A 12,036-nucleotide genomic window follows, 5' to 3' on the forward strand; every position below is an offset into this window, starting at 1 on the left:
CCCCGATAAACAGACATTGTTACCTGTGCGTCGGCATGTCTCAAATGTCACAGAAGCGGTCGTTCCATAATTGCTCATTCCGTAAATTGAGCCATCGAGAAGTCCGGCTTCGGCAACGGTGATCCTCAACCGACAAAAATGCGCTCGACCAACCAGTAAGTGCCGATTACGGCTACCGTCAGCGAGGCGATGCGCGGGGCTAGTCGCGAGCCGCGCCCGCGCGACAGACACATCAGCGCCGGCAGGAAGACGGCAACGAAAATTAGTTGTCCGATTTCGACCCCCACATTGAAACCCACCAGCCCACGCACCAGTGTCGCCCCCTTCAAGCCGAGTTCACCAAGTACGGAGGCAAACCCGAAGCCGTGCACCAGGCCGAAACCGAAACTCCAAATCCACCGCCTCCGGTCGGGCTCGGCCGCGAAAAGATTCTCCAACGCGACCCACACGATCGTCGCCGCAATCAGCGGCTCGATGACGCGGTCGGGAATCGTCACAATGCCCAGCGTTGCGACCGACAGCGTCACGCTGTGGGCCAATGTGAAGGCCGTGACGATGCGCACTACCGACCACACGCCTCGCGCGGTGGCCAGCAGCGCAACGAGGAACAGCAGATGGTCATAGCCGGTGAGAATGTGCTCGATGCCGAGCTTGACGAAATCGAACCAGCCTGTCCCAACGGTGCGGTCGATGTCCACAGTGACGGACCTCGCTTCCTCCCCGAAGATCACCGGCCGCTCGCCGCTCGACGTGCGGAGATTGCCGAGGGTCTGGTAGTGCTCGCCCAGAAAGGCGCGCCAGTCCTCGGTAATGTCGAGGCGGCCATGGGAAGCGTCGCATGTGAAGTCGATCTCGACCGTTGCGCGGGTCTCGTTGGTGCCGGCGCCGCCAATGCGCACTCGTCCCGCCCGGCAGCGTCCGCCGTCGAGGTCGACCGTGACGCTTCTGCGCGCCGCTTCGGCCACCGTTTCCGCTGCGGCGCGGTCGCCATTGGCGGCAGCGGTTAGCGTGGCCGTCGCTGGGGCCGGCAGCTCGGGCAACGCGACGGAAAGCGCATAGAGCATCCGGCCGCCTGTGAATTCGATGCGCAACAGTCCCGTCGTGGTCACATGCGCAAGGGCGCCGCCGCAGACAATGAGCGCCAGCCAGAGCACAGCCCATCGCATCAGCCTCGCCGTCACGGCGTTCCTCCCGTCCGCTCCCATTCCTCGGCAACGAAGGCCGGCAGCAGCGCAATCTCCGGACTCCCGTCCAGCCTCGCATAATGCGACAGGCCCATCGGATTGGTGACGCCGAACGAAATGGCGAAGACGGAGGCGCCGCGGCCGCTGACGACGATGCGCAGCCGGGGCGGCGCGAGGCCAAACTGCGCCGTGCCGGCTTGGGCGACTTCCGCAGCCGTCAGAACACGGTCCGGCCCCGAATTGCGCAGGAATTTGAGCGCGCTGTCGAGCCGCGCCTCAAAACCCGCGGTGGCTGTTCCCTGCGTCGCGCGCCAGCCCTCGGGGGTGCGCACGAAATGCCAATTGCCACGGGGGGCGGTAACATCGACCTCGCGCACCTCCTCGAGAGGAATCATCATCAGTCCTTTGGGCTTGAACGGCTGAAGCCCTGGGCCACCGCGACCGCCGGTAAACGCCAGAGCCGCGAGAAAGGCTGTGGCGCCGAGCGCTGCGGCTGCCCAGGCCAGCCGGCTCATCGCCGCCACCACCACATCGCGCTGCCGGCGAATGCTATCAAGCCGGGAATCAGCAGAACCGTGACGAGGAAGATGCCGCGCATCTGCCCGCCGGTAAGGGATACCGTGGGCAGCACCTCGACCGGCGGTCTCATCGCCGGCGCCCGTTCCTCACGCGTCAGCCAGGAGATTCCGGCCAGCACGGCGTCGGAATTGGCCAGATAAGGAAAGAAGGAATTGGAGGCGAAATCGGCGTCGCCCGCGACAATCATGCGGAATGTCGCTGCCGCCGATCCATCCAGCCGCCCCTCGGCTGCAAGCGCAATGATCTGCGATGAACGGGGGCCGGACTTCGATTTCGAATGGGCTTCAAGACGATTTGCGATGACGTAGCTGTCGCCGCTGCTGGCGGCCAGTGGCGTCACCTGCACGCCCGGCACCGCCAATATCTCTAGCGGACGCGCGCCGGGATAGAACGAGAGCGCGAGTCCCCGCGTGGCAGGGTGTGGGCCGTAGCGCGATACGGCGATCATCTGCTCGTCGGTGAAATAATGCTCGGTCGGATCGACGATCACGCCATCGTGCACCGCGATGCCGAGGTTGGCAAGTAGGGCCGCGATGCTCTCATCGAGGGTGTAGTCCGGCTCGATCAGCAACATCGCAGAGCCGCCGCGTTCCAGATAGCGGCGCAGCACGTCGGTTTCGCCGGGGCTGTAGCGGGTCCGCGGATTGGCTTCGACGATCGCAGCGCAATCGTCCGGGATCGGCTGCCCAGTGGCGAAGGAGACCTTTCGGGCGACTAGGCCGAGCTTCTCGATGGCGCGTCTCAGGCGGCCGAGGCCGTGCTGCTCCATCTGCACCACCCCGGTGCCGGAGACGTTGTGGCTATGATTGTGGGCACCCTCAAAATGCGTGTGGAATTCGAAATTGTCGATGTCGTATTCGCCGTGGCCCGAGGCGAAGCAGATCACGACCTCACGGGTCCGCAACAGCCGCAACACACCGAGCGCGATCTCGCGGTCGTCTGTAGTGATCACTTCGACACGGCGTTCGCCGAGGCGCAGTACTGCGGAATTATAGGTTCGCACGCCCTGGCTGCTGGCCAGCGCCGGATTCTGATCGGCGTCGATCTGCTGCACGCGAAAATTCACATTCTGCCGTTCGAGTTGCCGCAGCATGGCGCCGAGCGCCCGCGCCGCCTGGTTCTGCTTCTGGTAGAAATAGACGACGTCGATGGGTTCGCTGAGCCTGCGCACCACTTCGCCCGCCTCCGCCGACGGCGTGAAGGCTTTTTCGCGCGTAAGGTCGAGGTGGGCGTCATGACGGAACAGCGCGACATTGGCGAGGATCGTGACCATGACGGCGGCGGCGATGACAAGCGTGGCGGAGACCATGCGGCTGACGAAGGCGAGCCTCGCCGGCACTTTCAGCCCGGCCGCAAACAACAGCACCAGCGCGAGCACTACCCCGGCAAACCAGGCGAGATTAATCCAGTCTTGCAGCGGCTCGAGAAGGCTGTGAAGAAAGCTGGTATCCCCGGCCGGCAGATCGGTCAAACCTTGCTGGTCGCTCATCGCTGCGCAAGCCCCCAGGCGGTCAGGAAAAGCGCAAGCAAGCTCGCCGTGACGAAATAGCCGATGTCAGACAGGAACACCGAGCCGCTGACCATCGGTTTGAAGTGGCCTATCAAAGAGAGGTTGATTGCAAAGCTGTCGAACGGGGGTGGTAGAAGATAGGACACCGAATCGGCAAACCAAAGCATCAGGAACGCGCCGATCGACAACGCCGCGGCCACGACCTGACTCTCGGTAATGCTCGACATCAGGAGACCGACGGCGACTAGCAGCGAGGCGTGGAGCGCGAGCGCCAGGTAGCCGGCATAGATCGGTCCCCAATCCGGTTCGCCGTAGCAGCCGAGGATCACGGCGTAAATGAGCGTCAGCGCGAAAATCGCGAGCACGAGCGTCAGCGTAGCAGCATATTTTGCCAGCACGATCGAGAGCTCGCGAACCGGCGCGGTGAGCAGCAGTTCGAGCGTTTCCGATCGCCGCTCCTCGGCGAAGGTGCGCATGGTCAGAACGGGCACCAGCAGGATCGACAACACGTACATCTGGTGAAAGATGTATTGGAGGTTGGCGACCTTGGTGACGAAAAGCGTCAGGCTGAAAGTATAGCCGAGCACGAGCAGAAACACGGCCGCCACCGTGTAGCCGATCGGCGACGTCAGCGTCGCGTTCAGCTCCTTGGCGAAGAGGATGCGCAGCGTTCTCATGTCAGCGACAAAAACCAGCCTTCGAGATCCGGCGTGTCGACCATGGCCTGGACGCCGAGCAACCGGCCGTCGAGCATCACCGCCACCCGGTCGGAGGTTTTCTCTACCTCGCTCAGGATATGCGAACTCATGAGCACCGTGTGGCGCCCGGCAAGCGAGCGGATCAGTTCCCTCATTTCAATGATCTGGCGTGGATCAAGCCCATTGGTCGGCTCGTCGAGGATGAGAATGTCAGGATCGTGGATCAATGCTTGAGCGAGCGCCGCCCGCTGGCGATAGCCACGCGACAGGGCCTGGGTCGGCTTGTCCACCACAGCACCTAACGCCAGCCGGTCGACGACACGCTCCACGGCGGCGGCCACCGTCCGTTCAGGCAAGCCGCGGAGCCGGGCCATGAATGCGAGGAATTCGCCGACGCGCATTTGCCGGTAGAGAGGCGCCGATTCCGGCACATAGCCGATAAGCCGCCGCACCGCGAGCGAATCGCGCACTGTGTCGAGGCCTGCCACCGTCAGCCGCCCTGCAGACGGCAGCAGGTAGCCCGCGAGCAGCCGCATGAAGGTGGTTTTGCCGGAGCCGTTCGGTCCCAACAGGCCGAACACTTCGCCGCGGCGGATGTCGAGCGTGAGCCGGTCGAGCGCCGTGACCGAGCCGTAGCGTTTGCTTACGCTAACCGCTGAGATGGCCGGAGTATCCGTCGCACGGATTGGCGCATCGTCGCGCGGCGCCGCGTCGATTGACGAGATGGTCATGCAGCGCCCCGACAAAGTAGCGTCTGCCTTGCAGACAGGCCTGCGACTGCGTCGCCCCGGCAGGCTCGCCTGGACGGTCTGGTGCGGGCCCTGCTCCCGAGGAGAGCCCGCGCCGATTCAGATCTCAATCGTAAAACTCCGGCGCCTTCTTCGTCGCCTTGAAGATTTCCGGATCGTGCCCGTAGAAAATCTGCGCGTTATTCGCATCGCGCACCAGCCTAATGCGCTGATAGCTGCGATAGGCGTCGCCCGGGTTTTGTGTGCCCGGGATCGGCGGGATGAGGTTCTTGTCGAGATTTTCCTTGAGATAGACCACGTCGCTGGTGAGGATGACCGAGCCGGTCTTGGGCAGCTTCACGGTCACGAACTGGCTGCCTGGGGTATGGCCTGGAGCACGCATGACACGCACCGAGCCGTCGTCGAACAGGTCCAGATCGCCGTTGAGGCGGATGACGTTCATTTTCTTCGTGTCGGCGAAATCGCCTGGAATGTAATAGACGGAGAAGCCGACATCCGGCCACCAAGCAGCCTTCAGCTCATCTTCCTGGACGACGAGCGTCGAATTCGGAAACTGGCCGACATTGCCGCCATGATCGAGATGTAAGTGACCGGCCACCACGTATTTGATGTCGTCGGTCTTGAGACCGATCTTGGCAAGCTGCGCCGGAATTGCGTCATCCTTCGTCATCTTGAGGCCGAAGCCCTTGGCGAGTGGTCCCCACCATCCCTCGGGGTCGGTTATCGTCTTGTCGTTGTTTCCGGTATCAATAATGACGTTGCCCTTGGGATGTTTAAGCACGTAGAAACTCACCGGTGCCCAGTCGATATTGCCTTGCCCACCCATCTGCAGGGCGGCCTTCGGGAAGCCTCCCAACGAGCCGGATGAGAAGACGTAAAGTTTTGGGCCCTCTTGTGCGGAGGCGGGCGCCGCCACAGCCGCAAGGCCGAGCGCGAAAGCTAGACTCAAGGCAACATGCTTCATCGTCATAGCGTGTCCTCCTTTGCCTTCGTTTTACGGGCTCTCTTTGGAGCCACAAGCCCCGCCCGACGAGGTCGAGGCCAAGCACCAAGAATAGATTGAGCGCCCCGGCAAAAGCAAGTTGGGAATGATCTTCTTCGTTGACCGGCCTACCGCTTTCGACCACGCTAAACTGGAACGCCAGTTTGGATTAGCGCCCTACCCCTCAAAACGAGACAGGATAAGTAACAGCTACTGCCATTACGGCAGCAACACCTGAGAGTGGGAGACCTACAATGGTGATCTTTCTCAAGACACGAGAGATTGGCATATGTTTTGGAATAGCGACCCTACTCGCCTGCTTTGCTCCGACCGCACGAGCTCTGGATAAGCTCACCGACTTGCTGGACATCGATCCAAAAAAATTCAACCGGCCGACCATCATCGACAACAAGTGGATGCCGCTGAAGCCCGGCACGCAGCTGGTGTTTGCTGGGACGACGGTCGACGACAATGGCAAGCGCAAACCACATAGCATCGTGTTCACGGTCACTGACCTTGTAAAAAAGATCAACGGGATTGACGTCGTCGTCGTCTGGGACCGCGATATAGCCAACGGCAAGCTCGAAGAAAGTGAGCTAACCTTCTTCGCTCAAGACGATGACGGTAATGTCTGGCATCTCGGCCAATACCGAGAATTGTACGAGGGTACCGATCTGGTCGGCGCACAAGCTTGGATGGTCGGCCATCTGAACGGTGCCAAGGCCGGCATCATGATGAAGGCCGACCCGAAACAGGGCACGCCGAGTTACTCGCAGGGCTATGCACCACCACCGTTCAATTGGGCCGATCGTGGCCAGGTGTTCAAGACGGGCCAGAAGGTCAAGGTTCCTGCCGGCACCTATGAGAACGTCCTGGTGACCGAGGAATGGGCCCTGTCAGAGGCGAGTGGCGCTCGCCAACTCAAGTACTATGCCCCAGGAGTCGGCAACATCAAGGTCGGCTACACCGGCAACGATGAGAAAAAGGAGATGCTCGACCTGGTCAAGGTCGTGCAGCTCAGTCCCCAGGAGATGGACGAGGTGCGTGCCGAGGCGCTGAAGCTGGACGGGCGCAACTACGTCTATGGCTCGACCGAAAAAGCACAGCGCCGTCCGCAATAGACGGCGCGCGTTCGCCGCTGCTCCGGTACGTCGTTGCGGCCACGCGCTGTCCTTCGCGACGAACCTGCTCGCGCCTGGATGCGATCAGCGAGCAGCCGCAGACCGTCGTCATCGGCCATCTTGGCATATGACGCCTATGCTTCGGCCTTGCCGCCGAAGCATACGCGGCTTCACTGTGCCAGCTTAGTCATCGAGCTTTTCGGAGGTGATCCCGCCGGTCTTGGGATCGGCATGAAATTCCATCTTCTGTCCGTTCTTAAGACCCTCGCCTTCCCATCGGCCATCGTCGGCCTCAAATTTGGTTACGTGCGTATAGCCAGAGTTAAGGACCTTATCGATCACTTGCAGCGCGGGCATCCAGTCCGGTCCCGGTTGATCGGCCGCCTTCACCAGATTGACCGATCCAGCCGACAGGGCGAGGGCAAAAGCGATAGATGCAAATCTGTTCATTTCGGACCTCCCTTTGCCAGTTGAACAACGATGTGAAGCGCAACTGATCAAGCCTTACTTCATTGTCTACGCAAACAAGACTGTTTCGAAATATTAAAAAGTTACTATTGGTCATGGCCGTTTTTTGGTGGACTTTTTCTTAGCCTTCAGCACCTCCGCCTGACTGCGATAGGCCTTCGCCATATTCAAGAAACTTTGGGAGACTTCGCCGTCTGAGGCGGACTACGCCATGCGCTCAGCCTTATCCGCCTGCTTCCGAAGAAATTTGGTTTCCTTCACCATCAAGCGACCTACTTCGAGTGCATCGGGACGTATTGAAGGTCACCTAAATCCACCAGGACAGGCATCGCGCCGCCGATACATGGTTGAAGCCGCAGAGGCGCCCTTGTTTCCGCCGAGCAGAAAACCCCGCCCGCATGAAAAGCGGGACGGGGAAAGTTTGTGCTAAGCGCCGGTGTCAACACCCGACGCCGCAGAAATCATATATCAGACGGGGCCGGATGGGAATTGAGATAATCGCCCGGAGGTGTAGCCTAGTTCTTGGCGATCAGCTTTAAGAGCAGTTCGCCGTGGCTGCGGGCTTGTTCGAACTGATGATGCGCGAGTGGGCCGGGATCGCGAGATCCTGAGTACTTCCATTTGATGCCGTCAAGGCCGCCTATTTTAAACTGGGGCTTACACGATTTTGATGCGGCTTGGGCGCTCGCGCTCAAGCCGGGTTGGTCCGAGCATGGGAAGCATGGCACGATCGACCCGGGAGCGCGTCGCGCCTTCGCTCTGGCCCCCTACTCTATCAGAAGAATGACAGGCAACTTGCTCAATCAGCCAGTTCGATGAGGATAGGTTGATGATCGGAGGCGTCGGTCTTGCTATTGACTTCGACGCGGCGGATCCGGCCTGTCAGATCTTCTGTCGTGAAAATAAAGTCGCGACAGTCCGGGCCATCCCCCCATTGCACACGATCGTACAGTCCGCAGGTTGGCGATCGCGGTTGGCCCGGATGGCAGATGGACCATGCGTCCCGGTAGTTAAGGCCGGGCCGAGCCGATCGATCAATCAGTGCATGCTGCCGGTCGGTGACGTCGAAGTTGAAATCACCGCACAGCACGCTCGGCGCCGCCAGCGTCTGGCTCCCGTAAGGCTCGTTGTGCTGCGAAACCGATGCCTTGGAACTCGTCGACGCCTCCTGCTGCAGGTCCAGCAGCCGCGCAATCTGCGCTTCGCGCTGCTCGGCAGAGTGGTATTCGAGATGCGTATTGACGATCCGCAGCACGCCGAATGCGGCCTGGACCGTGACCTCCAGCGCGTGACGACGCATGCTGCGTGTGGCGCCAGCTCCCGGCCACGGCAGCAGGTGATTGGCAATCTGCAAGACCGGCAAGCGCGACAGCGTCATGTTCCCGAACCTGTGTAATCCGTTCGCGCTGTCCATCGTTTCGATGGCCGGTCGATACACCGGCAGATACCCGGGCACCAGCGCAGCAATTTGCGCACTTTGATCCACATTGCCATCGAGCTTGGAAAAGTTGGCAGACACCTCCTGGAAGCAGAAGACATCCGCGTCGGCCATCTCCTTCGCTACGGCAACGATCCGCGCCAAGTCGGTCACGCCGTCGCAACCTTTTCCGCACTGGATATTCCAGGTGAGCAACCGCATCAGCGGATACCGGCGCGCATGAAGGACTGGACGAATTGCCGCTGGAACAGCAGGAACGCGAACAACAGGGGCGCCATCGTCATCACGGTTGCAGCGGTGATGATCGACCGCCTGATTTCGGCGAATGGCCGGCGGAGATGCCGACAGATTTGTTCAGCTCTCCGGCATCCTCCAGCAGGGCGGCAACGGGATCAGGCCCCGGATAAGCCATCAGGCCGCACATGCCGTCCGCGCCAACCTCGATGCCGGTTCGATCGTCCTCGATGAACACGGCCTCACCGACCGAGATGCTTGTCGACCCGATCTGCGCCCGGCCCTCGATCGCAAGAATCCAGGTTTCCCGATCGGCATTGAGTGCCCAATTCGAATTCGCCGGCAGGTCGATCCGCTCAATGACGAAATGACGGCTTGTGATCAAAGCTGTTCGAGCCGCGGTGAAGCGTCGTGGACCGGATTGGCTCTGAACCGGTCCGGCGTCGGAAACAGCGACGGCGCGTTCTTCATGCAGTTCGCGCTGCCTGCCATAGTCAAACAGACGGAATGTCGTGTCGCTGCGCTGCTGAATCTCGGCGAGTACGATACCGGCGCCAATGGCATGTATCGTGCCGGCGGGGACGAAGATGATGTCGCCTTTCGCGACGGGCCGCCATTGCGTGAGATCGGCGATCGAGCCGTCCCTGATCGCAGTGCGCAATGCCTGTGGCGCGAGCCGCCCCTTCAGTCCCAGCGCAACCCGCGCACCTGGGGCTGCAGCGAGAATGTACCAGGCTTCAGTCTTGCCGTTCGGCAACCCGATTGAGCGGGCAAATTCGTCGTCCGGATGAACCTGGATCGACAAGGGCTCGCTGGTGAACAGTAGCTTGAGCAGCAAGGCCGGGATGAGTGCATGCTCATGCGTGCGCTGAAACCACAACTCTCCAACCGGATCATCAGCAACATCGATGCTGCTCCAGGGATGGAGATCGCCGACCCCCCACGGTTTGCGCGCAACCTGCACGGCGGCATGCTCGATGGCCATAGATTCTCCTGACCCGAAACGGGCATATCGCAGCGATATGCCGTTGGTCGATACCGTCCAGATGATTTGGCGTGGCGAAGGCGTCGCGGCGGGATGCGCGCTGCTGTCGCGATCCCATTAGACTAACTGATCAGATGGCTACTCAGGCCTCAGATAGCAACCTTGCAGGATCCATTAGTGCTTGGTCGCCCAGGAAGGGCGAACGCCAGTCCAGGCGGGAAGCGCATCCCATTCTGCCCACCGCATCCGGCGTTCCTCATCGCCGACCCTGATAAAGACAAAGGCCGCATCATCCTTGCCGGTTTTCGAACCAACGAACATTGCCGGAACTCCGTATGCGTCTCTGATGATCGCCGTATTTGCCATTCCCACTCCTACTTTCTGGTAGTGCCCGGATTCTTGTTGCCGGTCTGAGGCCGACTACCGCTGAACAATCATGGCGCCAGCGAACAGCAGCGCAAAAAACTGGCAACAGCACCGGACGTGCCAGCCAATCACGAGGATCGAATTTGACGGTCAGACACGTGACCGCCTTTCTTGGTGGAGGCGGGCGCGCAAAAAGCTCTCAGTCACCGATAACAGCCGGGGCGCGCGGTGATGTCCTAGATATAGTGACAATCTGCCGAATAGCGAGAAGTATCGCGATTTGTTTGGGGCAGGACCTGACAAGGCTTGTAATGCGACACGCGGCGATGCGCCCGCGGGAAGACGCAGTCGTGCTGGAGGGACAATGCCTTCGAACCCGATCCCGCCTAGTTCGCCCGAAGATAGCGCCCTTGATTGTAAACGAGCTCCCAAAGTTCGCTCGCGTTCCAAAGCTCACTCTTCCCTTCAGTGAGCTTTTTTGCCACGGAACTCGCGAAAACTTCGCTGTCTGGCGGCTCTTTCGGAATAATCCGATAGAGATCCAACGACGAACTCGTCGGCGTCGCCGTCGTAAGCCGCCGGCAAATACTTGCAGCCACGGCGCCTGCATCGGCAGGAGGCATACCCTTTTCGTCACGCAAGATTTGCGTGATTATTCGTTCTGCTTTGCCCGCGTCTATTCGAAGTACCGTCATATCAGCCCCTTTCTGAGGAGCCATTGCTTGGTGCCTCCACGACTTGGCGGGGGCATGCTGGTTTTGCAGTCGAGGTATACTCCCCTTGGTCGCCGCCACCTAGCCCGAACGGCGGAAGTCGGAGTTCGGCTTAATGTAGGAACCGAGGCCATTGGCCCGCTTTAAGTCTCCAAATGGGTCAGCGGACATAGACTGGACGCCGAAGCCGTTAGCCGATGCGCCTGCCAGCGTGAGCGTGACTTTCGATCTTGCGCCATAAGCTGCCCTAACTCCGGGCATTCAGCATCTGAAACGCCAAATCATTAAGGATACGAAAACTGATCTTCCGTAACAACTCGCTCAACATTATCCGATTTGCTCTTGATGCGGTATCGAAGACGTCCGTCTGCCTCAATGGGCATATGCTGAACGATGGTGTAAACTACCGGTAGACCAGTTGTGGCACGACCTTGCGGCCCTTGGGGCTTGTGGTGAACGTCTTCATTCAGCTTATAGGCATATGACATGTGTCTACCTCAAAAGTAGCTTCTTCCCAGAGTAGCCTAAAACTACGTCTGGGACTCGATTGAACGAACCAAACATCTAGAGCAGCGAAAGCGGGGCCTTGTTCACCGAGCACTCCGTGAGCGGCCATCGTGAAGAGCCTAGGCCAGTAGTATAGGGCGTCAATGTCCGCTTCCGATCATTCGCATCGTTTTGACGGACTGCCCATGATTTTCAGTCTTCCACCGGAAGCCGGACATCGTCACGGGCCGCTCATGTCTCAAAGATGGCAATACCGCTTGGGAACCATTTTGGGCATTGCGTCAAATCGAGCGATAAGAAGTGAGGCTGAGCGCTCAATTCCTCTCACGGTCGATTCATGCCCGAGCGATTCCTATCAAATCGGATGCGCTAGTTCCCAAGACAGTTCAAGCAAAATGACTCGCATCCGTTGCTTCTCGGGTGCACACTCACCTCATCCAAGGCCCGTGGCATCAATCGGTGATGAGAACGCCCGTTGCGCTCCCGCCCTCCTCTAACGGAC

At 60.1% G+C, this 12,036-nt stretch carries 12 protein-coding genes and 1 pseudogene; 1 reads left to right on the forward strand and 12 read right to left on the reverse strand.

Annotation, left to right across the window (positions count from 1 at the left end):
* Positions 1-125: 125 nt before the first annotated feature.
* The 6 genes from V1278_RS25665 to V1278_RS25690 all read right to left on the reverse strand — a co-directional run bounded on the left by V1278_RS25665 (position 126) and on the right by V1278_RS25690 (position 5,636).
* Positions 126-1,181: a HupE/UreJ family protein gene (locus tag V1278_RS25665; protein WP_334382598.1), complete on the reverse strand. Its 1,056-nt coding sequence runs from the start codon at positions 1,179-1,181 to the stop codon at positions 126-128.
* A complete protein-coding gene (locus V1278_RS25670) occupies positions 1,178-1,699 on the reverse strand; it encodes a hypothetical protein (protein WP_334382600.1) in 522 nt (173 codons plus the stop codon). Before V1278_RS25670 ends, V1278_RS25665 begins: the two co-directional genes overlap by 4 nt.
* Positions 1,696-3,252, reverse strand: coding sequence for a GldG family protein (locus tag V1278_RS25675; protein WP_334382601.1), 1,557 nt, complete (start codon positions 3,250-3,252; stop codon positions 1,696-1,698). Before V1278_RS25675 ends, V1278_RS25670 begins: the two co-directional genes overlap by 4 nt.
* Positions 3,249-3,950 carry an ABC transporter permease gene (locus V1278_RS25680; protein ID WP_334382602.1) on the reverse strand — a complete coding sequence of 234 codons (702 nt, stop codon included), beginning with the start codon at positions 3,948-3,950 and terminating at the stop codon, positions 3,249-3,251. Before V1278_RS25680 ends, V1278_RS25675 begins: the two co-directional genes overlap by 4 nt.
* Positions 3,947-4,717, reverse strand: coding sequence for an ABC transporter ATP-binding protein (locus tag V1278_RS25685; protein WP_334382603.1), 771 nt, complete (start codon positions 4,715-4,717; stop codon positions 3,947-3,949). The genes V1278_RS25680 and V1278_RS25685 overlap by 4 nt, the downstream gene beginning before the upstream one ends.
* 109 nt (positions 4,718-4,826) lie before the next feature.
* Positions 4,827-5,636 (reverse strand): N-acyl homoserine lactonase family protein, encoded by an 810-nt coding sequence (locus V1278_RS25690; protein WP_334382605.1) that lies wholly within the window; start codon positions 5,634-5,636, stop codon positions 4,827-4,829.
* Positions 5,637-5,956: 320 nt separating this feature from the next.
* Here V1278_RS25690 and V1278_RS25695 point away from each other — a divergent pair, with 320 nt between their 5' ends.
* Positions 5,957-6,823 carry a hypothetical protein gene (locus V1278_RS25695; RefSeq protein ID WP_334382606.1) on the forward strand — a complete coding sequence of 289 codons (867 nt, stop codon included), beginning with the start codon at positions 5,957-5,959 and terminating at the stop codon, positions 6,821-6,823.
* 183 nt (positions 6,824-7,006) lie between these two features.
* On the opposite strand, the gene V1278_RS25700 is transcribed toward V1278_RS25695, so the two are convergent.
* The 6 genes and pseudogenes from V1278_RS25700 to V1278_RS25725 form a co-directional block, all read right to left on the reverse strand.
* On the reverse strand, positions 7,007-7,273 hold the full coding sequence (locus tag V1278_RS25700; protein WP_334382607.1) for a PepSY domain-containing protein: 267 nt from the start codon (positions 7,271-7,273) through the stop codon (positions 7,007-7,009).
* 817 nt (positions 7,274-8,090) lie between these two features.
* Positions 8,091-8,930 carry an endonuclease/exonuclease/phosphatase family protein gene (locus V1278_RS25705; RefSeq protein WP_334382608.1) on the reverse strand — a complete coding sequence of 280 codons (840 nt, stop codon included), beginning with the start codon at positions 8,928-8,930 and terminating at the stop codon, positions 8,091-8,093.
* Positions 8,930-9,037, reverse strand: a pseudogene (locus V1278_RS25710) (carbohydrate ABC transporter permease); the annotation flags it as partial. The pseudogene V1278_RS25710 and the gene V1278_RS25705, both read right to left, overlap by 1 nt.
* Positions 9,013-9,948 carry a class I mannose-6-phosphate isomerase gene (locus V1278_RS25715; protein WP_334382609.1) on the reverse strand — a complete coding sequence of 312 codons (936 nt, stop codon included), beginning with the start codon at positions 9,946-9,948 and terminating at the stop codon, positions 9,013-9,015. The gene V1278_RS25715 and the pseudogene V1278_RS25710, both read right to left, overlap by 25 nt.
* Positions 9,949-10,122: 174 nt before the next feature.
* Positions 10,123-10,314 (reverse strand): hypothetical protein, encoded by a 192-nt coding sequence (locus V1278_RS25720; protein WP_334382610.1) that lies wholly within the window; start codon positions 10,312-10,314, stop codon positions 10,123-10,125.
* Between the two features lie 386 nt (positions 10,315-10,700).
* The gene (locus V1278_RS25725) at positions 10,701-11,033 is read right to left on the reverse strand and encodes a hypothetical protein (RefSeq protein WP_334382611.1); all 333 of its coding nucleotides are present in this window, start codon (positions 11,031-11,033) and stop codon (positions 10,701-10,703) included.
* Positions 11,034-12,036: the final 1,003 nt, after the last annotated feature.

Origin of the sequence: Bradyrhizobium sp. AZCC 1577, assembly GCF_036924575.1 — a bacterium.
Lineage (GTDB): Bacteria > Pseudomonadota > Alphaproteobacteria > Rhizobiales > Xanthobacteraceae > Bradyrhizobium.